At 70.1% G+C, this 25015-nt stretch carries 26 protein-coding genes; 17 read left to right on the top strand and 9 right to left on the bottom strand.

The features are described 5' to 3' along the window. Nucleotides 1–85 precede the first annotated feature (85 nt). Complete coding sequence (gene treF / locus AC07N1_RS20770; RefSeq protein ID WP_494673519.1) at nt 86–1678, top strand: alpha,alpha-trehalase TreF; 1593 nt, start codon at nt 86–88, stop codon at nt 1676–1678. 138 nt (nt 1679–1816) lie between these two features. Here treF and AC07N1_RS20765 read toward each other — a convergent pair whose 3' ends face one another. Further along, nucleotides 1817–2575, bottom strand: coding sequence for a Crp/Fnr family transcriptional regulator (locus tag AC07N1_RS20765; protein ID WP_494673518.1), 759 nt, complete (start codon nt 2573–2575; stop codon nt 1817–1819). 43 nt (nt 2576–2618) lie between these two features. Here AC07N1_RS20765 and AC07N1_RS20760 point away from each other — a divergent pair, with 43 nt between their 5' ends. The 8 genes from AC07N1_RS20760 to AC07N1_RS20725 all read left to right on the top strand — a co-directional run bounded on the left by AC07N1_RS20760 (nt 2619) and on the right by AC07N1_RS20725 (nt 12575). Continuing rightward, nucleotides 2619–4643, top strand: a complete 2025-nt coding sequence (locus tag AC07N1_RS20760) for a TIR domain-containing protein (RefSeq protein WP_494673517.1) — start codon at nt 2619–2621, stop codon at nt 4641–4643. Between the two features lie 24 nt (nt 4644–4667). After that, a complete protein-coding gene (locus tag AC07N1_RS20755) occupies nt 4668–5087 on the top strand; it encodes a hypothetical protein (protein ID WP_494602996.1) in 420 nt (139 codons plus the stop codon). A 130-nt stretch (nt 5088–5217) separates the two neighbouring features. Then, on the top strand, nt 5218–6837 hold the full coding sequence (locus AC07N1_RS20750; protein ID WP_494673516.1) for an adenylate/guanylate cyclase domain-containing protein: 1620 nt from the start codon (nt 5218–5220) through the stop codon (nt 6835–6837). 306 nt (nt 6838–7143) lie between these two features. After that, nucleotides 7144–8421, top strand: a complete 1278-nt coding sequence (locus tag AC07N1_RS20745; protein WP_494673515.1) for an RICIN domain-containing protein — start codon at nt 7144–7146, stop codon at nt 8419–8421. 265 nt (nt 8422–8686) lie between these two features. Then, nucleotides 8687–10468 (top strand): CIA30 family protein, encoded by a 1782-nt coding sequence (locus tag AC07N1_RS20740; protein WP_494673514.1) that lies wholly within the window; start codon nt 8687–8689, stop codon nt 10466–10468. A gap of 194 nt (nt 10469–10662) precedes the next feature. Continuing rightward, the gene (locus tag AC07N1_RS20735) at nt 10663–11538 is read left to right on the top strand and encodes a pentapeptide repeat-containing protein (RefSeq protein ID WP_494673513.1); all 876 of its coding nucleotides are present in this window, start codon (nt 10663–10665) and stop codon (nt 11536–11538) included. A gap of 149 nt (nt 11539–11687) precedes the next feature. Next, nucleotides 11688–12200, top strand: coding sequence for a MarR family winged helix-turn-helix transcriptional regulator (locus AC07N1_RS20730; protein ID WP_494673512.1), 513 nt, complete (start codon nt 11688–11690; stop codon nt 12198–12200). 99 nt (nt 12201–12299) lie between these two features. After that, entirely contained in the window at nt 12300–12575 is a 276-nt protein-coding gene (locus AC07N1_RS20725; protein WP_494673511.1) for a hypothetical protein, read from the top strand. A gap of 44 nt (nt 12576–12619) precedes the next feature. On the opposite strand, the gene arfB is transcribed toward AC07N1_RS20725, so the two are convergent. Genes arfB through AC07N1_RS20685 form a run of 8 tightly spaced genes read right to left on the bottom strand, consistent with a single transcriptional unit; the run spans nt 12620 to nt 17883 of the window. Continuing rightward, nucleotides 12620–13042 carry an alternative ribosome rescue aminoacyl-tRNA hydrolase ArfB gene (gene arfB, locus AC07N1_RS20720; RefSeq protein ID WP_494673510.1) on the bottom strand — a complete coding sequence of 141 codons (423 nt, stop codon included), beginning with the start codon at nt 13040–13042 and terminating at the stop codon, nt 12620–12622. Next, nucleotides 13039–13497: a YaiI/YqxD family protein gene (locus AC07N1_RS20715; RefSeq protein WP_494673509.1), complete on the bottom strand. Its 459-nt coding sequence runs from the start codon at nt 13495–13497 to the stop codon at nt 13039–13041. Before AC07N1_RS20715 ends, arfB begins: the two co-directional genes overlap by 4 nt. Before the next feature lie 30 nt (nt 13498–13527). Further along, nucleotides 13528–13926: an NUDIX hydrolase gene (locus AC07N1_RS20710; RefSeq protein WP_494673508.1), complete on the bottom strand. Its 399-nt coding sequence runs from the start codon at nt 13924–13926 to the stop codon at nt 13528–13530. Between the two features lie 37 nt (nt 13927–13963). After that, a complete protein-coding gene (locus AC07N1_RS20705) occupies nt 13964–15070 on the bottom strand; it encodes a serine hydrolase domain-containing protein (protein WP_494673507.1) in 1107 nt (368 codons plus the stop codon). Nucleotides 15071–15102: 32 nt separating this feature from the next. Beyond that, complete coding sequence (locus AC07N1_RS20700; protein ID WP_494673506.1) at nt 15103–15960, bottom strand: helix-turn-helix domain-containing protein; 858 nt, start codon at nt 15958–15960, stop codon at nt 15103–15105. After that, on the bottom strand, nt 15957–16382 hold the full coding sequence (locus AC07N1_RS20695; protein WP_494673505.1) for a hypothetical protein: 426 nt from the start codon (nt 16380–16382) through the stop codon (nt 15957–15959). The genes AC07N1_RS20700 and AC07N1_RS20695 overlap by 4 nt, the downstream gene beginning before the upstream one ends. A 2-nt stretch (nt 16383–16384) precedes the next feature. After that, a complete protein-coding gene (hemB, locus tag AC07N1_RS20690) occupies nt 16385–17389 on the bottom strand; it encodes a porphobilinogen synthase (RefSeq protein ID WP_494673504.1) in 1005 nt (334 codons plus the stop codon). A gap of 56 nt (nt 17390–17445) precedes the next feature. Then, the gene (locus tag AC07N1_RS20685) at nt 17446–17883 is read right to left on the bottom strand and encodes a DUF2147 domain-containing protein (RefSeq protein WP_494673503.1); all 438 of its coding nucleotides are present in this window, start codon (nt 17881–17883) and stop codon (nt 17446–17448) included. Between the two features lie 206 nt (nt 17884–18089). Between AC07N1_RS20685 and AC07N1_RS20680 the strand changes: the two genes are divergently transcribed. The 8 genes from AC07N1_RS20680 (at nt 18090) to hemA (ending at nt 25006) form a co-directional block, all read left to right on the top strand. After that, the gene (locus AC07N1_RS20680; protein ID WP_494673502.1) at nt 18090–19229 is read left to right on the top strand and encodes an isobutyryl-CoA dehydrogenase; all 1140 of its coding nucleotides are present in this window, start codon (nt 18090–18092) and stop codon (nt 19227–19229) included. A 42-nt stretch (nt 19230–19271) separates the two neighbouring features. Next, nucleotides 19272–19541, top strand: coding sequence for a type II toxin-antitoxin system Phd/YefM family antitoxin (locus AC07N1_RS20675; RefSeq protein WP_494673501.1), 270 nt, complete (start codon nt 19272–19274; stop codon nt 19539–19541). Then, nucleotides 19538–19963: a type II toxin-antitoxin system VapC family toxin gene (locus AC07N1_RS20670; RefSeq protein WP_494673500.1), complete on the top strand. Its 426-nt coding sequence runs from the start codon at nt 19538–19540 to the stop codon at nt 19961–19963. Before AC07N1_RS20675 ends, AC07N1_RS20670 begins: the two co-directional genes overlap by 4 nt. Continuing rightward, a complete protein-coding gene (locus AC07N1_RS20665) occupies nt 19960–20565 on the top strand; it encodes a histidine phosphatase family protein (RefSeq protein ID WP_494673499.1) in 606 nt (201 codons plus the stop codon). The genes AC07N1_RS20670 and AC07N1_RS20665 overlap by 4 nt, the downstream gene beginning before the upstream one ends. An 8-nt stretch (nt 20566–20573) precedes the next feature. Beyond that, the gene (locus AC07N1_RS20660) at nt 20574–21647 is read left to right on the top strand and encodes an enoyl-CoA hydratase/isomerase family protein (protein ID WP_494673498.1); all 1074 of its coding nucleotides are present in this window, start codon (nt 20574–20576) and stop codon (nt 21645–21647) included. Between the two features lie 87 nt (nt 21648–21734). Continuing rightward, nucleotides 21735–22541 carry a class I SAM-dependent methyltransferase gene (locus tag AC07N1_RS20655; protein ID WP_494673497.1) on the top strand — a complete coding sequence of 269 codons (807 nt, stop codon included), beginning with the start codon at nt 21735–21737 and terminating at the stop codon, nt 22539–22541. 170 nt (nt 22542–22711) lie between these two features. Continuing rightward, a complete protein-coding gene (mmsB, locus tag AC07N1_RS20650) occupies nt 22712–23611 on the top strand; it encodes a 3-hydroxyisobutyrate dehydrogenase (protein ID WP_494673496.1) in 900 nt (299 codons plus the stop codon). 168 nt (nt 23612–23779) lie between these two features. Beyond that, nucleotides 23780–25006 carry a 5-aminolevulinate synthase gene (gene hemA, locus AC07N1_RS20645; RefSeq protein WP_494673495.1) on the top strand — a complete coding sequence of 409 codons (1227 nt, stop codon included), beginning with the start codon at nt 23780–23782 and terminating at the stop codon, nt 25004–25006. Nucleotides 25007–25015 lie beyond the last annotated feature (9 nt).

The raw sequence follows: 25015 nt of genomic DNA, 5'->3' as shown, positions 1-25015 counted from the left end.
AGCGTTCCTGCGCGCGGGCCGGCCTTCCTCCCTGCCGGCCCGCGTTCTTTTTGTTCGATGCGTCCTTTTTCTCGATGAGGCCCCGATGATCCGCGCCCGCCTGCTCGCCGTCGTTTCCGCCGCGGCCTGGACGGCGCTGGCGCCGCTCGCCCTGGCGCAGACCCCGGCGGCGGAAGTTCCGACCCCGGCCGACACCTACCAGGAGCTTTTCCACCAGGTGCAGACGCGGCGGCTGTTCCCGGACGGCAAGACCTTCGTCGACGCCACGCCCAAGCGGGACCCTGCCGCGATCCTGAAGGCCTACCGCGCCCATGCCCGCTTCACCGACGCCGAACTGAAGCGCTTCGTGCGCGCCAACTTCGTCGTGCCCGAGGCCGGGGCGACGCCCGCGCCCAGCGCCGAGCGCACGACCCTCAAGGCCCACGTCGCCGCCCTGTGGCCGCACCTGACGCGCGAGCCCGTCAGGCCCGTGGCCGGCGGCTCGGCCCTGGCCATGGCCAAGCCCTTCGTCGTGCCCGGCGGGCGCTTTCGCGAGATCTACTACTGGGACAGCTACTTCACGATGCTGGGCCTGAAGCTCGACGGGCGGAGCGACCTGGTCGAGAGCATGATCGACGACTTCGGCGGCCTGGTCGACGCCTACGGTCACATCCCCAACGGCGCCCGCACCTACTATCTCAGCCGCTCGCAGCCGCCGTTCTTCTACGCCATGGTCGGCCTGTCCGAGGCGAGCGATCCGGCGGTGGTCAAGGCGCGGGTCGACCTGATGCGGCGCGAGCACGCCTTCTGGATGGACGGCGAGAAGACCGTGGCGCCGGGCAAGGCGTATCGTCGGGTCGTCGCCCTGCCCGGTGGGGCGGTGCTGAACCGCTACTACGACGACCGCGTCACGCCGCGCGACGAGTCCTACCGCGAAGACCTGGAAACCGCCCGCGAGGCCTCGCTGGCCACCGGACGTCCGCCCGGCGACGTCTTCCGCGACCTGCGGGCCGGGGCCGAGAGCGGCTGGGACTTCTCCTCGCGCTGGATGGCTGACGGCGAGCATCTGAAGACCATCCGCACGACGGCGATCGTGCCCGTCGATCTCAACAGCCTGCTGTACGGCTTGGAGACGGCGATCTCGGCCGGCTGCGCCCGCATCGCCGACGCGCCTTGCGTCGCCGAATTCGACGGCCGGGCCAAGGCCCGCAAGGCGGCCATGGACGCGGTGCTGTGGGACGCCGCGCGCGGGGTCTATCTCGACTATCTGTGGACCGGGGCTGAGCGGATCGACGCCCTCAGCGCCGCGACCCTCTATCCGCTGTTCGTCGGCGCGGCCTCGGCCGACCAGGCCAAGGCGGTGGTGGCGGCGACCCGGGCGCAGCTGCTGGCCCAAGGGGGCCTGCGCACCACCACCCGTCGCACCGGCCAGCAGTGGGACACCCCCAACGGCTGGGCGCCCCTGCAATGGGTCGCCGTCGCCGGACTGCGCCGCTACGGCGAGAACGCCCTGGCGTCCGACATCTCGGATCGCTGGCTGGCGACGGTCGAGCGCGAGTACCGGGCCAGCGGCAAGATGCTGGAGAAGTACGACGTCGAGGAGGCCAAGGCCGGCGGGGGCGGGGAGTATCCGCTTCAGGACGGCTTCGGCTGGACCAACGGCGTGACCCGGGCGCTGCAGGAAGGCGCTGGGAACTAGGTTCAGCCTCGGTGCGTGGTCCTCGTCCTTCGACAGGCTCAGGATGAGGACCATTACAGGCTCGAGCGATGGAAAAACCTCATCCTGAGCCTGTCGAAGGACGAGGTTTTCGTCTCAAACGCTGAAGGTCGATCCGACCTAAAGCTCCGGTTCGTCGCCGCCCAGGCGCTCGATCTCGTCGACCAGGCCGTCGACGTCGAGGATGGTCAGGGTGCGGCCCTGCTTGGCGATCAGCTTGCGGGCTTCCAGCCGGTTCAGCTCGCGGGTCACAGCCTCGCGCTGGGCGCCGGCCAGGACGGCGATCTCGGCATGGGTCGGGGCCTTGGTGAGCACGGCCCGGTTCTCGTCGATGCCGGCCTCGGTGGCCAGCCGCACCAGCTCCATCTGCACCCGGCAGGGGGCAGAGACGGCGTTCAGCTCGAACACCCGGCTGCTCAGCGCCCGGACCATCGCCGCCAGGTCCTCCAGCACCGCGCGGGTGAAGTTGGGCGAGCCGGCCATCAGCTCGGCGACCAGCGGCTCGGGCAGGCGGCCGATGACGGCCTCGGTCAGGGCGGTGACGTTGGCCGAGCGCGGCAGGCGGTCGATGGCGGCGATCTCGCCGAAATACGACCCCGGTTGCAGCCGGCGATAGCCGACCTCGCGGCCCGAGCGGGCGTACTGGTTCACCAGCAGCAGGCCGCTGACCACGATATAGACCGCGCCGCCCGGATCGTGGCGCTGGACCAGGCGGGCGCCCCGGCGCACGGCCAGGATTTCCACCCGCGAAACCAGGGCGTCGATCTCGGCCGGGCTCATGTGGCGCAGCAGCCGGCTGCCCGTCAGCGCCTGCAGGCGAAACGCGATATCGCTATAAGCTGCAGCGTGCAGGGTGCTCGCGGTGGCGGATGAGTCCATAATCGCCGCTCCAGAGTTCGCGTACGGGGAGAGTCGAGGGGCAATGGGGGACTTAAACTACAAGGCCTTCATCAGCTACAGTCATGGCGACGGCAAGCTCGTCGACTGGCTGCACAAGGGCCTGGAAGCCTATCGCCCGCCCAAGGGCGTGGGAAACGCCGCCGGCCGTCCGCTGCGTCCGATCTTCCGTGATCGCGCCGATCTTTCCGCCGCCGCCGACCTGGGCGAGGCGATTCGCACCGCCCTGGACCATTCCGAGTTCCTGATCGTCGTCTGTTCGGAGACGGCGCGCCGCTCCAAATGGGTCGGCGAGGAGATCCGTCACTTCCTGTCCACCCACGGACCGCAGCGGGTGATCTGCCTGCTGGTCGATGCGCCGGAAGGCGGCGGCGAGGTGATCGACTGCCTGCCGGCGGTCCTGCGCGAGGCGCTGCCGCCCGGCGGCGAGCCGCTGGCCGCCGACCTCCGTCCCGGCGGCGACGGGCGCCGGCTGGCCTTCATGAAGATCGCCGCGACCCTGCTGGGCGCGCGTCTCGACAGCCTGATCCAGCGCGACGTCCGCCGGCGCACCCGCTGGATGGCGGCGATCACCACCGGCGCCCTGGGCGTCGCGGTGGTGACCGGCGCCCTGGCCCTGATCGCCGTCGACGCCCGCCGCGAGGCCGAGGCCCAGCGCGCCGAGGCCGAAGACCTGGTGGCCTACATGCTGGGCGACCTGCGCAAGAAGCTGGAGCCGGTCGGCCGGCTCGACGTGCTCGACGGCGTCGGCGCGCGGGCCCTCGCCCACTACGCCCACATCAGCACCCGCGACCTGGACGATGCGGCCCTGACCCAGCAGGCCAAGGCCCAGACCCTCCTGGGCGAGATCCGCAACAAGCGGGGCGACCTCAAGGGCGCGCGCCAGGCCTTTTCGCAGGCGGCGCGCACGTCCGAGGCCCTGTCGAACCGGGCGCCCGAGGACGGCGCGCGGCTCTACGACCACGCGCAGAACGTCTTCTGGCTGGCCTATGTGGACTGGCGTCTGGCGCGGGCGACCGAGGCCGAGGCCGGGTTCCGCCGCTACGGCGAACTGGCCGAGCGCTTGACGCGGCTTGATCCCTCCAACGCCGACTGGCGGATGGAGGTCGCCTACGCCCGCAGCAACCTGGGGACCCTGCTGTTCGAGCAGGGGCGGCCCAAGGACGCGCTGGCGGCCTTCATCGACGCCCGCGCCCGGTTCGCCGCCGCCAACCGGGCGGCCCCCGACGTCAAGGCCCATGTGCTCGATCTGGCCGACACCCGGGCCTGGGTGTCCGACAGCCTGCTGCGCATGGGTCGGATCCGCGAAGCCTATACCGAGCGGGTGGCGGTGCATGAACTGCTGACCGCGCTGCTGAAGAAGCGGCCCGACGACCGGCCGCTGATGGCCAAGGTCCGCGCCAGCCAACTGGCCCTGGCGCGGCGCGCGCTGGACCTGGGACGAACCGACGAGGCCGGTAGGCTGGTCGACGAGGCCAGCCGCGGCTTCATGGAGCTGGTGGCGCTGGATCCGCAGAACGCCAACTGGCTGGAGTTCGCCGCCACGGCCGACATGGAGGCGTTCGACGTGGCCCTGGCCGCCGACGATCTGGCCGCGGCCCGCGCGGCGCATGTCCGCGCCGGCGAGCGCGTGGCCAGGCTGCGGGCGCTCAATCCCGAGATCTATGCCTGGACCGCCAAGCTCAGCGGCCGCCTGCGGGCCCAGACCATCAGGCTGGCCGAGATCGACGGCAGACCCGACCTGGCCAAGGCCGCGGCGACCGAGATCGAGCGCTCCCTCGTGGCGCGTCCCGGAGTGAAAGGCGACGCCGACCGCGAGGCGCTGCTGCTCGGCGTGGCCCATCTTGCGCAGGGCAGGCCGGCCGAAGTTCAGCGCCTGCTGGGGCCCAGGCTGGATAGTCTGACCCCGGAGGGACGCGACACCCTGGCCCGCGCCCTTCATCGGCTGGGCCGCGTCGACGAGGCGCAGGCGATCGTTCGGGAACTCCGCGCACAAGGTTATGCGAGACCCGATTTTGTTGCGTTCTGGCGCGATTCAGCCCTAGGTTAATTCGCCTCAAGGGGGAATTTTTCTATGCAAGGCAGCACTGTCACCGGGCCCGAGCCCGATAAGATCGTGGAAGTCATCGTCGGTCTCAACCCCGACAATCTGAGCTTCATGGATGTCGGGCCCAACCCGCCCGAACTCCTGGACCTGGACCTTTCGGAGCGCTGCCTCCTGAAGTTCCGCCTCAGCGACGACCTTTTGGAAAAGGGCTGGCGCTTCCAGCCGACGCCGATCTCGTTCGAGAACGACTGGGGTCAGAACTTCTCCAGCTACACCTGGACCAAGTACAATCCCGACCCGAACGCGGAGGGCATCCCCTACGCCGCGTTCAAGGTGGTCTTCGAAGCCAAGCGTCAGGGCATCTTCGTCTACAGCCTGTTCATGCTCGACGCGCTGGGCCAGGCCATCGACCTGGATCCGCTGATCGAAAACGGCACCGGCAACTGATCTGTCCGACCTGACGTCATTCGACGAGCTCGCCGCGCTGCTTCGGCGCGGCGAGCATCTTCAGGCCTATGATCTGGCCCGGCGGTCGCTGGACGACGGCGACCGCTCGCTCGCCCTGGCGCACGCCGCGGTGCTTTCCCTGGCCAGGGCCGGGGCGACCGACTTCGCCCGATCAGAATATGTGCGGCTGGGTCTGGCCGCTTCCGACGACGCCGAAGCGCTTTCGCTCGGCGCGCGGCTTCTCAAGGACGTGGCGCTGGGCGCCGTCGGGGCGCGCCGCAGGGCCTTCGCCCGCGCTTCCGCCCGCGGTTACTCCGCCGCCGCCGCCCACGGCGGTGGGCGCTATGGTCTTGTCAACGCCGCCACCATGAGCCTTGTGGCCGGCGACGCCGGGCGCTCGACCGAGCTGGCCGCCGCGGCCCTCGATCACGTCGGCGATCCGGGGCCGGGCGAGGCCGGCTATTTCGACCACGCCAGCCGCGCCGAGGCCCTGTTCCTGCTGGGCCGGCGCGAAGCCGCCGCCGACATGCTGGCCAAGGCCGTGGCCAGCGCGCCCTCCAGCGTCTCGGCCCACGCCTCGACCCTGCGGCAGCTGACCATGATCGCCGCCGAGACCGGCGGCCCGGCCGCCTGGCTGGAGATCCTGCGTCCACCCGCGACCGCCCATTTCACCGGCCACATGTTCGTCGCCCGCGACCCCGCCGAGGAGGAGGCGCTGAAGGCCCGGATGTCCGAGGTGCTGCGCGCCCAGCGCATCGGCTTCGGCTATGGCGGCCTGGCAGCCGGGGCCGACATCCTGTGGGCCGAGGCCCTGCTGGCGGCCGGGGCCGAGCTGCACGTCGTCGCGCCCGTGTCGCTGGCCTCCTATGTCGAGACCTCGGTGCGCCCGTTCGGCGAGCGCTGGATCGGCCGCTTCGAGGCCTGCCTGGCCAAGGCCGCCTCGTTGCGCTTCTCCTCGCGCGATCCCTACGCCGGCGACGACGAGGTCTTCGCCTACGCCAGCCGGTTCGCCGTCGGCTGCGCCATCCTGCGGGCCGAGGGGCTGTCGACCCGGGCCGTCCAGGTCGCGGTCTGGGACGGCCGCTCGGCCGCCGGACCGGCCGGGGCCGCCGCCGACGTCGCCTACTGGCGCCAGACGGGCCGGCCGCAGGCGATCCTGCCCTTCGAGCGTCCCGAGTCCGACGTCGGGGGCGGCTCGGCGGCCGGCGCCGACAGCGGGCGAGGGGTCAAGGCGATGCTGTTCATCGACGTGCGCGGCTTCGGCGCGCTGCGCGACGACCAGGTGCCGGCCTTCTTCGAGGTGGTGATGGCCGGCATGGCCGAGGCGATCAGGAGCCTGGCCGCGCCGCCCGAGCACGTCGAGACCTGGGGCGACGGCGCCTTCCTGGTGTTCGACCAGCCGGCCGACGCGGCCGAGGCCGCCCTGACCCTGCTGGAGGCGCATCGTCGCCTGAACCTGCGCGCCCGGGGTCTGCCCCGCCATCTTGGCCTGCGCATCGGCGGCCACTATGGGCCGGTGCACCTGCGGGTGAACCCGATCACCGGCGCCCAGGCGGTGGTCGGCGCCCACGTGGTCGTCGCGGCCCGAATCGAGCCCGACGTCGCGCCCGGCGCGGCCTATGTCAGCGAGGCCATGGCCGGGGCGCTGGCGACGCAGAACGCCGACCGATTCCAGTGCGGCTACGTGGGCCGAACCCAACTGCGCAAAAGCTTTCCGCCGCTTTCGATCTTCAATCTTTCCCGCCGCTGATCGGTAAGCAGAGGCCCTGTGACAAATTGCACAGCTGCCCCCGGGTGGTTGAGACATCGTGTCGCAGATCACGGGCGGCCGGGCCAACCAGCCTCCAGAGCGGACGTCGCGCGATCGAAGGGACCCGGGGCCGTCCCGCCATGACGGCTCCGGGTTTTCCAGGCCATTGGCGCGCGAGGAAGTCTTGGGGGGCTCTTCGCATGCGGGGCGGGGGTCGCTTGCGGCGAGCCGTGAGCGACCCATCGCCGACTCCAGTGCGGAGGCGAGGGGTTTGCGACAGCTTCACGACCAGACGCGGGGGCGGGGATGACCGGCCTGCTGCTTTTCGCGGGCGACGCCAGCGGACGGTCGGGCGCCGTGGGTCCCCTGTTCGATCTGGGTCTCGCCGACTGGCGCGACGTCGCCGCCCTCGGCCGGATCGCCGCCGACACCCGCGCCGCCCTTAAAGCCTCGCGCCAGCGTCGCGACATCGTGGGTTTCCTGGGCGAGGTGGTCGGCCCGGCGCTGGAGCCGCGCCGCGGCGCCGAACGCATCGAGCCCGGCGACCTCTCGACCGAAGGCCTGCGCCTGCTCGACGCCTGGACCGAACTCGACGCCATGCTGGAAGGGCAGGGGCTGGACCTTCAGCTCGGCATGGCCGCCTTCGCCCGCGACCTCGTGTCCTACGGCCGAGACGTCGCGCCGCTATCCTACCGCAAGCTGCTGGGCGAGGAGCGCGAGGCCGCGCTGGAGGCGCTGCGCCTGCAGGTGCGCATGCGCGCCGACCGCGCCACGGCGCTCGCCGCCCGCATGCGCGACTTCGCCACCCGGGCCGGGGCCTTCGCCGCCCTGTTCGCCGCCTTCGAGCGCGATCCGGCCGTGCGCATCTCGCTGCGCGAGGCGCCCGAACTCTGCCTGGCCTATGACGACGACCACCAGGTCCGCCTGGAGCCGGTGAAGGGCGGCGCGGCCCGCCAGTTCTGGCGCCTGCGCCATGATCCCTCGACCGATTCCCACCGCCTGCAATCGGCCGCCGACCCGGCGCTTCACCTGCACATCTCGCCCGACGAGAAGCTGTGGACCCTGGCCAACGCCTCGACGCCCTTCGGCTTCCCGCTGGTCAGCGAGGGGCCGCGCCCGCGCGTCGGCCCGCTGGACGGCCTGCCGCAGCGCGCCGACCTCTTCCTGATCCCGCCGCGCCAGGGCGCCTGCATCGAGAACGTCGCCTTTCCCAGCCACGCGCTGGACGTCGGCGGCGAGGGCGGAGTGCAGGCCGGGGCGGTGCTGCGGCTGTGGGAAAAGACCGGCCTGCCGTCGCAGCAGTGGACCTTCAGTCCGACCCTGCGCTCGCGCCGCGAGACCGGCCTCTACGACCTGATCGCCTCGGCGGCGGAACTGGCCCGGACGGTGGCCGGGGTCCGCGGTCTGCGCGGCGACTGGAACGCCGTGCTCGACGACCTGGAAGCCGGGCTGGACGCGCCCGAGGCGGCCCTGGCCGACATCGAGGGCGTGCTGGCGGCCTGGCGGCGCATGGCTGACCAGGCCGAGGCGGCGCTGGGCGAGTTCGAGGCCGAGACCCGCGCCTTCGACGCGGCCTGCCCATGACCGTTCCTCCGTCTTCACCTGTGGCGCCGCTCGCCCGGACTGTCGCCGCTCCGACCGGAGACCAGGCCCCGGTCGCCGAGATTCGGCGGTTCTCGTCCGACCGCTGCCGCTTGGCCGGCGAGCTGGTCGCGCGCGCCCTGGCGCGGGAAATCCACTAAAAGCGCGCATCGATCGACGTCGGGACTGCCGGTTTCGCGGCCCTGGTTCGTCATCAGGTCTGAGCGCCCAAGACGGGCGTCCCCGCGAACGAGGAAACGCCCCCTCCATGACCTGCGCCCGCATCCTGCTCGGCGGCCTCGCCGTCGCCGCCCTCTCGACGTCGCTGGCGGTCGCGCAGACCAGGCCGCTGGCGGTGGTCGACGCCGAGATCTTCGACGCCACGGGCGCTGCGCCCTATCGCGGGACCCTGGTGGTCAAGGACGGCCGCATCGTCGCCGTCGGCCCGGCGGTCAAGGCCCCCAAGGGCGCGACCGTCATCGACGCCAAGGGCGCGGCCCTGCTGCCGGGCTTCTTCGACGTCCACACCCACTGGACCCCGAACGGCGTTCCCAGCCTGGTTCCCAAGATCGCCGACGCCTATGTCGCCGCCGGGGTGACCACGGTGAACGACTTCCACCAGCAGCCGGAATCCTTCGCGCCCCGCCGCCAGTGGCTGGGAACCCTGACCGCGCCGCACGTCAACTTCGTCGCCCGCATCAGCACCCCCGGCGGCCACGGCGCCGACTGGGCCGACCAGGCCACCACCCGCTGGGTCGACACGCCCGAAAGCGCCAAGGCCGCCGTCGACGCCATCGCGACCTACAAGCCCGACGCCATCAAGGCCTTCACCGACGGCTGGCGCTATGGCTCGGCGCCCGACAACACCAGCATGGACGCCTGGACCCTGAAGGCCCTGACCGACGAGGCCCACAAGTACGGCCTCAAGGTCCTGACCCATACCGTCACGGTCGAGCGCGGCATGGTGGCGGCCAAGAGCGGCGTCGATGTCATCGCCCACAGCCTGCAGGACGAGCCGGTCGACGCGGCCACCGTGGCGGCGATCAAGGCCTCGGGCATGGCCTACGCCCCGACCCTGGCCGTCTACGAGCCGGTCAAGCCGGGCGCCAGGCCGCCGGCCGATCCGGACAGCCCGCGCGCGCGCCAGAGCCGCGCCAAGTTCGGCTACGCCCTTTCCAACGCCAAGACCCTGTTCGACGCCGGCGTGCCGCTGGCCCTGGGCACCGACGCCGGCATGACCGGCACGCCGCACGGCTCGTCCAGCCAGCGCGAGCTGGAACTGCTGGTCCAGGCCGGCCTGACCCCGGCCCAGGCCCTGACCGTCGGCACCGCCGGCAGCGCCAAGGCCATGAACCTGATCGCCGACCGCGGCACGCTGGAGGCCGGCAAGCGGGCCGACTTCGTGCTGCTCGGCGGCAAGCCGTGGGAGACGATCGCGGACGTCTACAAGGTCGAGCGGGTGTTCATCGACGGCCAGGCCGCCTTCGGCCCCGGCGCGGCGCGCTCGGCCGCCAACGACCGCATGACCCCGCCAGCCGTGAAGGCGAGCGCGCTGATCGACGACTTCGAGCGCGCCGACGGCCGCACCAGCCTCGACACCCTGCGCCTGGACGACTTCGACGGCGGCCGCGACCGCAGCCTCGAGGTCTCTCAGGTCATCGAGCGCGAGGGCGGCGGCAAGGTGCTGAGCATCGGCGCCCGCATGGCGACCAAGGACGACGCCTCGGCCGGCGTGCTGCTGCCGCTCAGCCGCGGTTCGGTGACGCCGGTCGACGCCAGCGTCTTCAAGGGCCTGTCGCTGTCGCTGCGCGGCGACGGCGGGACCTATGTGGTGGGTTTCAACACCGCGAGCGGCCGCTGGCAGGCCAAGGTCAAGGCCGGGGCGCAATGGACCAAGGTGGAGCTGCCGTTCTCGGCCTTCACGCCGGCTTCGGGCAAGGCCGAGAAGAAGGCCTGGACCGGAACCGACCTCTTCGAGGTGGGCGTCGAGGGCGAGCGTCCGGCGGGCGACAAGCTGTGGTTCGAGCTCGACGACGTGACCTTCTACTGAGGGTCGCGCCAGGCGGTTTTCGAGGCGTGGCGGTTTGACGCGGCGAGCGCTCCCGACCCCCGCGGCGGCGGGCGTTCGACGGGCGACGGGGATGACGAATCCCCGTCATTACCGCGATTTAAGTGGTCTTGCGGCGGTCGGCGGCTCAAACCGTAACCAGCAAGGTCGCTTATTGGACCGCACGGAGACCGCCGATGGCCCGCATGGGCATGACACTCGCCGCCGCCCTGGTCATGGGTCTGACGACCCTGGCCGGACAGGCCCAGGCCAAGGCCTCGATCGAGGACAAGGACGTGGCGCGCCTGGTGTCGCTCGGCGGCATGTGCGTCAGCTGCGATCTGGCCGGCCGCAAGATGACCGGCGCCAAGTTCACCGGCGCGAACTTCGCCAAGGCCAACCTGATCGGCGCCGACCTGCGCGGCGCGGTGTTCTTCGGCTCCAACTTCCAGTCCGCCGACCTGTCGCGCGCCGACCTGCGCGGGGCCGAGATGCGCGGCGCCAATTTCCAGAACGCCAACTTCTCCGGGGCCCGCCTGTCGGGCGTGGAGTCCAGCGCCGCCAACTTTCAGAACGCCAACCTGGCCCGCGCCGACCTGACCTCGGCCGAGCTGCACGGCGCCAACCTGGAGGCCGCCAGCCTGATCGACGCGCACCTGGCCAATTCCGAGATGCACGGCTCGAACCTGGCCTCGGTCAACGCCCGCGGCGCCGACTTCTCCAACGCCGAGATCAACGGCTCCAACCTCACCGGCGGCCGGTTCGACCGCGCCCAGTTCCGCAACGCCTCGCTGACGGCGTCCAACCTGCGTGGCGGCAGTTTCGGCGGCGCGGACTTCCGGGGCGCCGACTTCTCTGGCGTGCGCCTGTTCGGCGTCGACCTGAGCGGGGCCAAGGGCCTGACCCAGGACCAGCTCGACGAGGCCTGCGGCGACACCGCCACGCGCCTGCCGCCGGGCCTGTCGATCAAGGCCTGCGGCCGTAGCCGTTCGCGGATCTCGATCATCCAGGGCATGCCCGCCCCGCCGGCGCCGCCCGCGCCTCCGGCCGCGCCCGTCGCCCCCAAGCGCTGACCGCCTGGCGGTTCCGCTAACATCATCCGGAACGCGGTTCGTACGGCCGCGTTTGTTAAGATGGTGAACGCTGCGTTGGCTAGGGACCTCGCGGCGATTGCGCAACAGCAGAGGTTGTGAGATCAAGACGCACGGCGCGGGGGGACACCATGCCACAGCATGACCTGAGGGAGGGGCAATCCATGCCCCTGCCCAGCTATTTGAGTTATTTGATGTACCAGACCGAGCAACATCGGCGGGCCTTGGCCGCCGACCATGTTGCACGTCACGGTCTGTCGTTTCCGAAATGGGTGGCGATGTTGTCGCTGGCTCGATTCGGCGAGTGTTCGATGACGCGGCTGGCCAAGCTTTCGGCGGCCGACCGCACCACGCTCACCCGCTCGATCGACGGCCTGATCCGCGACGGCCTGGTCGAACGCGGCGGCGCGCCGAACGACCGCCGCAAGGTGGTGGTGCGCCTGACCGAGACGGGGGCGGCGCTGCTGGAGCAGATCCGCAGCGAACTCGCGCCCCTGCACCAGGAAGCCTGTTCGGAACTGAGCGCCGACGAGCAGTCGGCCCTGGCCTTCTATCTGAAGAAGATGCTGGGCGGCCTGATCCCCGAGCCCGACTGGAAGGACGAGATCCTCTCGTTCGGCCCGCCGATCCCGTCGATGGCCTGAAGCCTGTCGATCTCGTTCGGGCGCAATCTCCGATTAAGCGATTGCGCCCCATGGTGGAGCTCTCCGGCCGCTAGGGGCCGCGAAGGGGAGGTCCATCACATGAACGTCGAACAGGTCGCCGAGCACATTCAGGATTACGCGCAGGGCCCCACGGGCATCGCGGTGCAGTCCGGCGGCGTGACCTATCAGATGATGGGTTGGGATGCGATGATCCAGCATGGGGGGCAGGGGTCGGCCGATATCGTGCTGGCCAATCTTTTCGGAACCATCGTCGATGGCCAACTCACCCTGTTGACCCAGGGCGAGGCGGTGTTCGTTGTCGAACAGCAGGTCAACGGTGTTCGCCTGGGCGTGGGCGTTGTCGATCCCAACTAGAGGGGCCCAACTAGACGGGCCCAACTAGACGGGGTGTCGCGCGGTCAGTCGTCGTGCCGAACCTTGCCGCGCATCGACTTCACGCCTGACCGCTTGGTCTTGGTCTCCAGCCGCTTGAGCTTGCTGGAATAGGTCGGCTTGGTCGGGCGGCGGGGCTTGGGTTTCTCGGTGGCGCGGCGGATCAGGTCGACCAGGCGCTCGCGGGCGTCCTGGCGGTTCAGTTCCTGCGAGCGATGGCCCTGGGCGAACAGCACCAGCACGCCCTCCTGGGTCATGCGGCTGCCGCCCAGCGCCGTCAGCCGGGCCTTGATGTCGTCGGTCAAGGCCGGGGAATTGGCGACGTCGAAGCGCAGCTCGATCGCCGTCGAGGTCTTGTTGACGTGCTGGCCGCCGGGGCCGGAGGCGCGGGCGGCCTTTTCGACCAGCTCATCCTCGTCGATGCGCAGCCAGGAGGTGATCTCGATCATCGCGGGACCACGCGGCGGGCCTTGACCACGGCCTGGTCCAGCGCCTGCAGGAACTTGCTGCGATCCTGCGGGCCGAAGGCCTTGGGGCCGCTGGTGACCTCGCCCATCGAGCGCAGGTGCTCGCCGATCGAGCGCGAGGCCAGGGCCGAGCCGATCATGTCGTTGGTGAACACCCGGCCGTTGGGCGCGATCGCCGCCCCGCCGGCCTTCAGTACGCGGTCGGCCAGGGGAATGTCGTTGGTCACCACCACGTCGCCCGGTCCGGCGCGCTCGGCGATCCAGTCGTCGGCGACGTCGGGGCCGGAGTCGACCACGATCTGCTCGATGGCGGGGGTGGCGGGAACGCGGATCCAGCTGTTGGAGACGACATAGGTCTTCAGCCCGTTGCGGGCCGCGACCTTGTAGGTCTCGTCCTTCACGGGGCAGGCGTCGGCGTCGATGTAGATCGTCGTCATGGCCGCCCTATAGCACAGGCTTCACGCCTGTCAGACCAGGGCCAGCAGGGCTGGAATCACTTCGTCCTTCAGGAGCGGCGCCAGGGCCATGCCGGCGGGCGGGGCGGCAGGATCGATCCAGGCCAGCTCCTCGATCTCGGCCCTGGCGGCGATGTCGCCCTCCACCGTGGCCAGATAGGTCGCCGACTGCACCGTGAAGCCGGCCTCGTTGGCGGCTGGGGCCGAGAAGCGGCCGAGCAAGGTCGCCGAGACCAGCCGGCAGCCCAGTTCCTCGTCCAGTTCCCGGGCCAGGGCCGTCAGATCGTCCTCGCCGGGATCGCGCTTGCCGCCCGGTTTCATGAAGATCGCCGTGCCGCGCTTGCGCACCAGCAGCATGGCGCCGGCCTCGTCGCGGATCACGGCGGTGACGATGTCGAGGACCTTGGTCATGGCCCCAGACTAGCGGATTCGCCCGCGGGTTTGGGCCTCAGGGCTGGGCCGCCGCCAGCACGTGCTCGGCCAGCAGGCGCTCGCTGATCGCATGCGGCTGGCGGACGTCGAAATTGACCGTGGTCACCACCGCCACCAGGTCGAGATCGGGCACGATGGCGACCTTGTTGCCGCCCGAACCGCTCATCAGCCAGGCCTTGTGGCCAGCGCCGTCGGGACCCTTGAAGGTCTGCAGCCAGATCAGGTAGCCGTAGTCGGTGTCCGGCCGGGCGTTGGCGTGCGGCGCGGTCGCCGCGGCCACGAACGACGCCGGCAGCACCTGCCTGCCGTTCCACTTGCCGCCGTTCAGATAGAGCTGGCCCAGCTTCAAGAGGTCGCGGCTGCGCAGGCCAAGCCCGCCGCCGCCCTGGGCCAGGCCCAGGGGCGAGGTCTGCCAACGCTCGCCCTCGATCCCCAGCGACCCGAACAGCGCCTCGCGGGCGAAGGCGGGCAGGGGCTTGCCGACCGCGCCCTGCACCACGGCCCCCAGGGTCGTCACGCCGGCCGTGCAGTAGGAGAAGGCCCGGCCGTAGGGCGAGGCCTCGGGCTTGGGCGCCCAATCGGGAAAGCCGCGCACCGGCAGGTCGAGATAGAAGCCGACCCAGTCCTCGATCAGGTACATCCGCTCCTCGTTGCCGCGCGAGAACTGGTTCTCGTCGTCGCATTCGGCGATGGAGCTCATGGTCATCAGGTCTTCGACCGTGACCCTGTCCTTGCGCGGATCGGGATTGGCGGCCGGCGGGCGGCCCTTCAGGTACGGCTTGATCGGCGCATCCACGTTTGGAATGGCGCCGCGGGCGATGGCGGCCCCGGCCAGCATGGCGGTGACGGTCTTGGTGGCCGAGCGGGTGTTGCGCCGCGCCTCGGGGCCTCCATCGGGCTGGGCCTCGTCGTAGTAGGCCTCGAACACCAGCTTGCCGTGGCGGGCGATCAGCACGCTGGTGATCTTCTGGAACTGGCCGGCCTTGATGGCCGCTGACATGGCCTCCAGCTTTTCGGCCGACATCCCCTCGGCGGCCGGCGTGGCGGTCGCCCAGTCGGGGGCGGCTTGAGCATACGAAAGCGGGGCCAGCGCCAGGGCGGCGGCGAACAGGAAGCGTTTCACGACAAAGCGACTCCGACTTGCACGCCCAAGCTTTAGGCGAGCACCGGGGCCTCGTCTTGGACGCTTGAAACATCCGACCGGCGCCCGCACAGCCGCGCGAACTCGCCGGGCGTCACGCCATAGGCCAGGCGGAACTGGCGATTGAGGTGGCTCTGGTCGCAGAACCCCGCGCTGAGCGCGATCTCGCCGATGGAGACGCGGCCCTGCATCAAAAGGTCGGCCGCCCGCTCCAGCCGTCGCGTGCGCAGGCGCTCGCCCGGCGCGGCGCCCAGCCAGCGGCGATAACCGCGCGCCAGGTGGACGGGATGGACCCCGGCGACGCGGGCTAGGTCGGCCACGCCGATCGGCTGGTCGAAGGCGTCGGCCAGGAAGGTCTCGGCCAAGGCCAGCCAGGGCGGGGGATGGTCGCTGTCGCGCGCCGGGGCCAGGGCCTCGGCCGCCAGCTCCAGGCTCAGCGCCTCCAGCGACAGCGCCTCGGCGTCGGTCGACAGCAGCGAGCGGGTCAGGCGCAGGGCGGCGCGGCGGGCGACCGGCCCCGTCAGCCGCAGGGCGTCGATCGCCGCCCGGCCGTCGGCCAGGCCCCGCCAGTCGCCGGCCCCGAAGCTGACGGCCAGGAAGTAGCCGCCTTCGTCGATGAAGCGATCGCGATGAATCACGCCCGGAGGATTGTAGACCAGCACCGGACCCTCGGTGTCCGGACCCCAGGCCGTGGTCTCGTAGCGGCCGTGGGTGGCCAGCACGAAGTGGGCGTCGTCGTGGCTGTGCTCGTGCACGTGCTCGGCGCTGGTGGTGGCCGCCAGATGCGCCAGCCGCACGCCCGGCAGCTGACGCTCGATCGTCGGCGCGCCATAGAACCGTCCCGGAGCGAAAGCGGTCCTCGGGGCGGTCACGGAGCGGCCTGGCCCGGCTTGCCGCGCTTGCCCTCGACGAACCAGAGCAGATCCCGCGCCCCCAGCGCCAGCAACTGGCGATGCAGGGCTTCGTCCACGCGCCGCAGGGTCTCCAGTTGCGCCTCCCGGGCCTTCCTGAAGAAGGCCGGGTCGCGCAGCTGCACATGCAGCTCCCAGACCTGGTCGGAGTTCAGCGCTTCGGCGCTGATGCCGACGTTGATCTCGGTGTTCCCGCAGCTGGTCGAGAACATCGAGAGTTCCTCGTCGCCGAAGGGATCCTCGATCCGGGCGCCCGGAATTTCCAGGCCGCGATGCAGGGCGGCGGCGAAGTCCCGCACGGACCGGGCGTGCGCCTTGGGACCCGCGGCGGGGTCCTCGAAGCGGAAGGTGGCGAAATGATCGACGGCGCCTCCCAGCATCATCGTCAGCCGCCCAGCTTCTGGGCCGCCCAGGGGGCGAAATAGGTGATGATGCCGGCCGCGCCGGCCCGCTTGAAGGCGGCCAGGCTTTCGAGGATGGCGCGCTCCTCGTCGATCCAGCCGTTGGCCCCGGCCGCCTTGATCATCGCGTACTCGCCCGACACCTGGAAGGCGTAGGTGGGCATGCGGAACTCGTCGACCAGGCGGCGCAGGATATCCAGGTACGGCAGGCCCGGCTTGACCATGACCATGTCGGCGCCCTCGGCGATATCGAGCGCGACCTCACGGATGGCTTCCTCGGTGTTGGAGGGATCCATCTGGTAGGTCTTCTTGTCGCCCTGGCCCGCCGACAGCTTCGCCGAGCCGATGGCGTCGCGATAGGGACCGTAGAAGGCCGAGGCGTACTTGGCCGCGTACGACATGATCAGGGTGTCGTGCCATCCATCGCCTTCCAGCGCCCCGCGCAGGCGGCCGATGCGGCCGTCCATCATGTCGGATGGGGCCAGGATGTCGGCGCCGGCGGCGGCCTGCATCAGGCCCTGCTCGATCAGGCGCTCAATCGTGGCGTCGTTGAGGATCTTGCCGCCCTCGACCACGCCGTCATGGCCGTGGTCGGTGAAGGGGTCCAGAGCCACGTCGCACATGATGCCGACCTCGGGGGCGGCGTCCTTCATGGCCTTTACGGCGCGGGGGATCACCCCGTCCGGATCGGCGGCGATCGAGCCGGCGGCGTCCTTCCGCGACGGATCGATGTGCGGAAAGATGGCGATGGCGGGAATGCCTAAGTCGCGGGCGCGGACGGCGGCCTTGGCGGCTTCCTTGACGCTCAGCCGCTCGACGCCGGGCATCGAGGCGACCGGCACGGTGCCTTCGCCCTCGTGCACCACCATCGACCAGATCAGGTCGGACGGCCTAACCTCGGTCTCGCGCACGAGGCGGCGGGTCCAGTCGGCCTGGCGCAGGCGGCGCAGGCGCGAGGCGGGGTAGGGGGCGAGAGGAGGAACGGTCATGCGAACGGTTTCGCGCGCGTCGCTCCGGGAGGCAAGACCGCAGGGCCCTTAAGGGGCTACTCGGTCTTGTTGACGCTGGCCTGCTGGACGCCGTCGATGCGGGTCCAGACTTGGGACTTGCAGAACAGGCCGCCCAGGACGCAGCCCTTGGCGCGCATGGTGCGGGCGTCGATGAACTCGGCCGTGCCGTTCAGCGTCACCTTCAGCGTCGGAACGAACACACGGCCCCGCATGTTGCCGTTGCCGGTGGGCGCGAAGTCGCGAAGCACCTGCTGGCCGACCAGGGTGTCGTAGCCGCTCTTCTTGGCGTCCGCCTCGGCCTTGCGGCTGGCGTAGACGACCCAGCCACACATGCTCTTGCCGCAGTCGGTGATGTGCAGGCGGATGTTGTCCTTGGGGTTGCGCCAGACGCCCAGATTCTCGGCGTGAGCCGGCGCGGACACGAACGTGAACAGGGCCGCGATCGCGGCCAAAGCGGTAATGAACTTTTGCATGGAACCGAGACGACGCCTCCGATGGCGACGATCTGATACCGAGAAGGTTCCGGATCAAGGGAGGTGCGACGTTTCGCACGCGATTTCGCTGCGGCGCCGCATTCATATTCGCCAACTGAGATATGATTGACACACTCCGCCCGGCGAGGCACGTCAGCGGCCAAGACGATGAGGGCGGATCTGCCCCGCATGGGAGGAAACGGCGCATGGATTTCGCGCTGAACGACGATCAACGCGCCATCCAGGAGATGGCGTCCGGCTTCGCCGCGGAACGCCTTGCCCCGCATTCGGCGCATTGGGACGAGGCCAAGCACTTTCCGGTCGACGTGCTGCGCGAGGCCGCCGCGCTCGGTTTCGCCGGCATCTACGTGCAGGACGACCTCGGCGGCAGCAGCCTATCGCGCCTCGACGCCTCGATCATCTTCGAGGCCCTCAGCTATGGCGACGTGCCGACGGCGGCCTACCTCACCATCCACAACATGGCCTCGTGGATGATCGACCGCTTCGGCTCCGAAGAGCTGCGCCGGCGCTACCTGCCGCGCCTGACCACCATGGAGCTGATCGCCAGCTATTGCCTGACCGAACCGGGCTCGGGCTCCGACGCGGCCGGCATGCGCACCACGGCCCGCCTCGACGGCGACGACTATGTGCTGAACGGCGGCAAGGCCTTCATCTCGGGCGGCGGGGTGTCGGACGTCTATGTGGTCATGGCCCGCACCGGCGGCGAGGGCCCCAAGGGCGTCTCGGCCTTCGTGGTCGAGAAGGGAACGCCGGGCCTGTCGTTCGGGGCCAACGAGCGCAAGATGGGCTGGAACGCCCAGCCCACCGCCCAGGTCAATTTCGACGACTGCCGCGTGCCCGCCGCCAACCGCATCGGCGGGGAGGGCGAGGGTTTCCGCTTCGCGATGATGGGCCTCGACGGCGGCCGGCTGAACATCGCCTCCTGCTCGCTGGGCGGCGCCCAGTTCGCCCTCGACACGGCCAAGACCTATCTCGAGACCCGAAATCAGTTCGGCCGCCCGCTGAAGGACTTCCAGGCCTTGCAGTTCAAGCTGGCCGACATGGCCACCGAGCTGGAAGCCGCCCGCCTGATGGTCCGTCGCGCCGCCCACGCGCTCGACAACAAGGATCCGCAGGCCACCAAGCTGTGCGCCATGGCCAAGCGCTTCGCCACCGACGCCGGCTTCCAGGTCGCCAACGACGCCCTGCAGCTGCACGGCGGCTACGGCTACCTGCAGGACTACCCGTTGGAACGCATCGTCCGCGACCTGCGCGTCCACCAGATCCTCGAAGGCACCAACGAGATCATGCGGGTGATCATCGCCCGCGAGATGTTCCGGCAGTGAGATCGTGTTAATCTGACCAGGCTGGTCAGATTGGAGCCCGTTATGCGCGAAGTCGGCGTCCTCGAAGCCAAGACCCATCTGTCGGCCCTGCTCGACGCCGTCGAGAAGGGCGGCGAGGCCGTGCTCATCACCCGCAATGGGCGTCCGGTGGCCAAGCTGTCGCCGGCTAATGACGCGTCGCTGCTGCCGCGCAAGGTGTCCGCCGCGGAACTCGTGGCCCGCTCGAAAGCGCTTCGCGAGCGGATCGCCGCCGCCGATCCCAAGATTGAAAGCATGGCTTGGGACGAACTGAAGCAGATGGCGCGCGAGTGAGGTCGGTCGTCGTCGACGCATCCGCCGCGCTCGCCTGGATTCTGCCGTCGCAGGCCACGCTGGCGGCGAGCGCGATGCTGGATCAGGCTAACACCCTGCATTTCGAGGCGCCGGCCATCTTCGACTGGGAAGTGCGCAACGTATTGCTGAAGGTCGAAAGGCGGGGCGCGCTTCCGCCTGAAGAGCACGACGAGGCCCTGCTGTTTTATGCGGCCCTGAACGTGCAGCTCCATGCGCCGGCTATCGACATGGATGAACTAGGAGCGCTGGCCAAGGCGAACCTGCTCAGCCTTTTCGACGCCGCCTATCTCGCCTTGGCGTTGGAACATGCCTGGCCGCTGGCTTCGAGGGACGACGCCCTGCTAAAGGCGGCAGAGAGCGCCGGCATTGAGTGCTTCGACCTGAGGGCGACGACTGCATGATCTATCTCTGCCGCCACGGCCAGACGCAGTTCAACCGCGAGGGCCGCTTCCAGGGCCAGACCGAGTCCGACCTGACCGCGCTCGGCCGCGCCCAGGCGCGGGCCATGGGCGACCTGCTGGCCGACCTGATCGCGCGCGAGCCGTCCGACGCCTGGCGGATCGTCGCCAGCCCGCTGCGCAGGGCGCGCAATACCGCCGAGGCGATCGCCGAGCGCACGGGCCTGCCGCTGAGCTTCGACGATCGCCTGCTGGAGATCAGCGTCGGCGACTGGTCCGGCCGTCTGCGCGAGGATATCCGCCGCGACAATCCGGAGCTGTTCGCCAGCTACGAATGGGCCTTCCGCGCGCCCGGCGGCGAGACCTTCGAGGACGTCACCGCCCGCGTCGCCGGCTGGCTTGCCGACCAGGCTCCGGAAGGCGAGCGCCGCCTGATCGTCGTCAGCCACGGCGTCGCCGGCCGGCTGCTGCGCGGCGCCTATGCCGGCCTGTCGCGCGCCGACACCCTGGCCCAGGAGGTGCCGCAGGACGCGGTCTATCGCCTGCTGGCCGGCCAGATCGACCGCTTCGACTGCGCGCCCGTCGAAGACCCCGAACTCGCCTGAGATCCCAGATGACCGACGCTCCCCCCAAGCAGGCCCCTGAAGTCCTGATCCGCGCCAAGAAGAACGTCGGCCGGATCACCCTCAATCGACCCCAGGCGCTGCACGCCCTGACGCTGTCGATGTGCGAGACGATGATCCAGGCCCTGCTGGACTGGCAGGCCGATCCCGAGATCGACATGGTCATGATCGACCACGCCGGCGAGCGCGGCTTCTGCGCCGGCGGCGACATCCGCATGCTGGCGCAGAGCGGGGCGGGCGACGGCGTCGAGGCGCGCAGGTTCTTCCACACCGAGTACCGGCTGAACCACCTGCTGTTCCACTACGACCGCCCCGTCGTGGCGATCATGGACGGCGTGGTCATGGGCGGCGGCGTCGGCATTTCGATGCCGGCCCACTACCGGATCGCCACCGAGCGCACGACCTTCGCCATGCCCGAGACCGGCATCGGCCTGTTCCCGGACGTCGGCGGCGGCTGGTACCTGCCGCGCCTGCCGGGCAAGGCGGGCCTGTGGCTGGCGCTGACGGGAGCGCGCATCAAGGGCGCGGACTGCATGCGCTTGGGCGTCGCCACCCACTTCGTCGAGTTCGGCGCGGTCGAGGGGCTGAAAAAGGCCGTCCTGGCCGACCATCGCCGCATCGACGAGACCCTGCGCATGTACCGCGCCGACGCCGGCAAGGCGCCGCTGGTCGGCTTCGAGCAGGACCTCAACCGCCTGTTCGTCGGCGACAGCGTCGAGCAGATCTTCGAGTTCCTCGAGGCCGACTCCAGCGACTGGGGCAAGGCCCAGCTGGCGGTGCTGAAGACCAAGTCGCCCCAGACCCTGAAGGTCGCCTTCGAGCAGCTGAAGCGCGGCGAGGCCATGACCGACTTCGCCGAGCACATGGCGATGGAGTACCGGATCGGCTCGCGCGTCGTGCGCCGTCACGACTTCATCGAGGGCGTGCGGGCGGTGATCGTCGACAAGGACAACACCCCCCGCTGGGACCCGCCGACGGTCGAGGCGGTGGATGACGCCGACATCCAGGCGATGTTCGCGCCGCTGCCGGCCGACGAGGAGTGGACGCCCCTCGCGGACGCCTGATGTCGGGATATGCCGTAGCGGCATTGAAGCAGGCGGCCGGCGCCGCTAGCTTGCCCGCAACTAAGAAGACCCTCCGGAAGGAAGACCATGCGTAAGCCGCTTCTCAGCCTCGTCGCCGCGCTCGCCCTGACCGCCTGCGCCACGACCCCGATGGGACCGGTCGAGCCGCCGCCGCCGCCCCCGGCGGACGCTCCGGTCGCCATTCCGGCCAACATCGTCGCCGCGGTCGAGAACCCGTTGCGCCCCGAGGTCGACAGCAAGCGCGACGCCGACCGCCTGCCGGCCCAGGTGCTGGCCTTCGCCGGCGTGCGCACCGGCGCCAAGGTGGCCGACCTGATCCCGGGCGGCGGCTACTTCACCCGCATCCTGTCGCGAGCCGTCGGCCCGCGCGGCCACGTCTACGCCTATGTGCCCGACGAGCTGACCAAGCTGGCCAAGCGCGAGCCGGCGGTGAACGCCATCGCCGCCGATCCGGCCTACAGGAACGTCTCGGTGATCCTCAACACCCTGCCCAACTTCAGCGCGCCCGAGAAGCTGGACCTGGTGTTCACCGCCCAGAACTACCACGACATGCACACCCCGCTGATGGGGCCGGCCGACCTGTCGGTCGTGAACCGCAAGATCTTCCAGGCCCTGAAGCCGGGCGGCGTCTACCTGGTGCTCGACCACTCGGCCCAGCCGGGCTCGGGCCTGCGCGACGCCGCGAACCTGCACCGCATCGACCCCGAGACCGTGAAGGCCGAGGTCACCGCCGCCGGCTTCGTCTTCGAAGGCGAGAGCCGCGTGCTGCGCGACGCCGCCGACAAGCGCAACGTCTCGGTGTTCGACCCGTCGATCCGCGGCAAGACCGACCAGTTCATCTACAAGTTCCGCAAGCCGGCCGGGGCGCGGTAACGGCATTGCGTCCTTCGAGGCCCGCTGCGCGGGCGCCTCAGGATGAGGAAGTCTGTGCAGGCGGTCCTCATCCTGAGGTGCGAGCCGCCGGCGAGCCTCGAAGGACGCACTGAAGACACCAAAGACAAGGACCGCGCCCACGTAGGCGCGGTTCGCATTTAGGGAGCGTAGTGATGACCAGGATCGCCTTCATCGGCCTGGGCAACATGGGCGGCGGCATGGCCGCCAACCAGGCCAAGGCCGGCCACGCCGTGGCGGCGTTCGACCTGTCGGCCCTCGCCCTGGAAAAGGCCGCCGTGGCCGGCTGCGCCGCCGCCGCGTCCGTCGCCGAAGCGGTCGTCGACGCCGAGATCGTCATCACCATGTTGCCGGCGGGACCTCACGTCCGCGCCGTCTATGGCGAGCAGGTGCTGGCCAACGCCCCGAAATCGGCTCTGCTGATCGACTGCTCGACCATCGACGTCGACAGCGCCCGCGCGGTGGCGCAGCAGGCGAGGGCGGCCGGTTTCCGCTTCGCCGACGCGCCGGTCTCCGGCGGCATCATGGCGGCCGAGGCTGGGAGTCTCGCCTTCATGGTCGGCTGCGACGACGCCGACTTCGCCGCCGTCGAGGCCGCCCTGAAGCCGATGGCGCGGGCGGTGATCCACGCCGGCGGTCACGGCGCCGGGCAGGCGGCCAAGATCTGCAACAACATGCTGCTGGGCGTGTCGATGCTGGGAACCTGCGAGGCCTTCGCCCTGGCCGAGAAGCTCGGTTTGGCCGCCGACCGCTTCTTCGAGATCGCCAGCCAGTCGTCGGGCCAGTGCTGGTCGGTCTCGACCTACTGCCCCGTGCCGGGCGTGGGGCCCGCCACGCCCGCCGATCGCGGCTATGAAGGGGGATTCGCCACGGCGATGATGCTCAAGGACCTCAAGCTCGCCCAGGAAGCCGCCGCCCGGGCCGGGGCCAGCACGCCCATGGGCGCCCAGGCCGAGGCCCTCTACGCCCTGTTCGACGCCAACGGCTTCGGCGGCAAGGATTTCTCGGCCGTGCTGCAACTGTTGCGCGGACGTCTTGCGGAGCTTGCCTGAACAAGGCAGGGTTGAGTCTGGCGCTTATAGAACCAATCGATGCGACACCAAGCCTAATTCCAATTTGTAGGTAGAGGCCCTTAGGTGGACACTACGTCGGCGCGGTGCGAAAAGCCGGGCTAGAAGAACAAGGACCGCCGGGCCTCGGTCCGGGGGGAAGATACGAGCATGGACTACAAAGCCGCGTTCACCGCTGCTGTCTCCCAGATCCGCAACGAAGGCCGCTACCGGGTGTTCGCCGACCTGAAGCGCCATCGTGGCGCCTTCCCGCGCGCGACCTGGACTCGCGCCGACGGCGGCGAGAGCGAAGTCGTGGTCTGGTGCTCGAACGACTATCTCGGCCAGGGCCAGAACCCCGTCGTTCTGGACGCCATGCACCAGGCGATCGACGAGCACGGCTCGGGCTCGGGCGGCACCCGCAACATCTCGGGCACCAACCACCACCACGTGGAGCTGGAAGCCGAGCTGGCCGACCTGCACGGCAAGGAAGCCGCGCTGCTGTTCACCTCGGGCTACGTCTCCAATGAAGCCACCCTCAGCGTCCTGCAGAAGATCCTGCCGGGCCTGATCATCTTCTCCGACGCCCAGAACCACGCCTCGATGATCGCCGGCATCCGCAACGGCGGCGGCCCGCGTCACATCTTCCGCCACAACGACCTGGCCCACCTTGAAGAATTGCTGGCGGCCGCCCCGGCGCACGCGCCCAAGCTGGTGGCCTTCGAGAGCGTCTATTCGATGGACGGCGACATCGCCGACATCGGCGCCACGGCGGCCCTGGCCAAGAAATACGGCGCCATGACCTATCTGGACGAGGTCCACGCGGTCGGCATGTACGGTCCGCGCGGCGGCGGCGTCGCCGAGCGCGACGGGGTGATGGACCAGATCGACATCATCGAGGGCACGCTGGGCAAGGCGTTCGGCGTCATGGGCGGCTACATCACCGGCGACGCCGAGGTGATCGACGCCGTGCGCCTGATGGCCTCGGGCTTCATCTTCACCACCTCGCTGCCGCCCGCCCTGACCGCCGGGGCCCTGGCCAGCGTCAAGTGGCTCAAGCAACATCCCGAAGTGCGCGACGCCCACCAGGAGCGCGCCCGCACCCTGAAGAAGATGTTCCAGGACGCCGGCCTGCCGGTCATGGAAAACGACAGCCACATCGTGCCGGTGCTGGTCGGCGATCCGGTCCACACCAAGCTGATCAGCGACATGCTGCTGGCCGACCACGGCGTCTATGTGCAGCCGATCAACTATCCGACCGTGCCGCGCGGCACCGAGCGCCTGCGCTTCACCCCCACGCCGTTCCACACCGACGACATGATGCGCAAGCTGGTCGGGGCGATGGAAAAGCTGTGGGCGCACTGCAACGTCGCCCGCATGGGCGGCCACGCGGCCTAAAACTCCGCC

The sequence above is a fragment of the Caulobacter sp. GW821-FHT09B11 genome (genome assembly GCF_059418205.1).
Note: the sequence above shows the minus strand (reverse complement) of the source record. Positions and strands in the feature narration are given on the sequence as shown.

Coding starts and splice junctions, on each gene's coding strand:
- hemB (WP_494673504.1), bottom strand. CDS start 17,389: ATGACCGTTCCTCCTCTCGCCCCCTACCCCGCCTCGCGCCTGCGCCGC.
- AC07N1_RS20755 (WP_494602996.1), top strand. CDS start 4,668: ATGCAAGGCAGCACTGTCACCGGGCCCGAGCCCGATAAGATCGTGGAA.
- AC07N1_RS20680 (WP_494673502.1), top strand. CDS start 18,090: ATGGATTTCGCGCTGAACGACGATCAACGCGCCATCCAGGAGATGGCG.
- arfB (WP_494673510.1), bottom strand. CDS start 13,042: ATGATCGAGATCACCTCCTGGCTGCGCATCGACGAGGATGAGCTGGTC.
- treF (WP_494673519.1), top strand. CDS start 86: ATGATCCGCGCCCGCCTGCTCGCCGTCGTTTCCGCCGCGGCCTGGACG.
- AC07N1_RS20760 (WP_494673517.1), top strand. CDS start 2,619: ATGGGGGACTTAAACTACAAGGCCTTCATCAGCTACAGTCATGGCGAC.
- AC07N1_RS20710 (WP_494673508.1), bottom strand. CDS start 13,926: ATGACCAAGGTCCTCGACATCGTCACCGCCGTGATCCGCGACGAGGCC.
- AC07N1_RS20725 (WP_494673511.1), top strand. CDS start 12,300: ATGAACGTCGAACAGGTCGCCGAGCACATTCAGGATTACGCGCAGGGC.
- AC07N1_RS20765 (WP_494673518.1), bottom strand. CDS start 2,575: ATGGACTCATCCGCCACCGCGAGCACCCTGCACGCTGCAGCTTATAGC.
- AC07N1_RS20730 (WP_494673512.1), top strand. CDS start 11,688: ATGCCACAGCATGACCTGAGGGAGGGGCAATCCATGCCCCTGCCCAGC.
- AC07N1_RS20735 (WP_494673513.1), top strand. CDS start 10,663: ATGGCCCGCATGGGCATGACACTCGCCGCCGCCCTGGTCATGGGTCTG.
- AC07N1_RS20695 (WP_494673505.1), bottom strand. CDS start 16,382: ATGATGCTGGGAGGCGCCGTCGATCATTTCGCCACCTTCCGCTTCGAG.
- AC07N1_RS20660 (WP_494673498.1), top strand. CDS start 20,574: ATGACCGACGCTCCCCCCAAGCAGGCCCCTGAAGTCCTGATCCGCGCC.
- AC07N1_RS20655 (WP_494673497.1), top strand. CDS start 21,735: ATGCGTAAGCCGCTTCTCAGCCTCGTCGCCGCGCTCGCCCTGACCGCC.
- AC07N1_RS20715 (WP_494673509.1), bottom strand. CDS start 13,497: ATGACGACGATCTACATCGACGCCGACGCCTGCCCCGTGAAGGACGAG.
- AC07N1_RS20745 (WP_494673515.1), top strand. CDS start 7,144: ATGACCGGCCTGCTGCTTTTCGCGGGCGACGCCAGCGGACGGTCGGGC.
- AC07N1_RS20740 (WP_494673514.1), top strand. CDS start 8,687: ATGACCTGCGCCCGCATCCTGCTCGGCGGCCTCGCCGTCGCCGCCCTC.
- hemA (WP_494673495.1), top strand. CDS start 23,780: ATGGACTACAAAGCCGCGTTCACCGCTGCTGTCTCCCAGATCCGCAAC.
- AC07N1_RS20665 (WP_494673499.1), top strand. CDS start 19,960: ATGATCTATCTCTGCCGCCACGGCCAGACGCAGTTCAACCGCGAGGGC.
- AC07N1_RS20675 (WP_494673501.1), top strand. CDS start 19,272: ATGCGCGAAGTCGGCGTCCTCGAAGCCAAGACCCATCTGTCGGCCCTG.
- AC07N1_RS20685 (WP_494673503.1), bottom strand. CDS start 17,883: ATGCAAAAGTTCATTACCGCTTTGGCCGCGATCGCGGCCCTGTTCACG.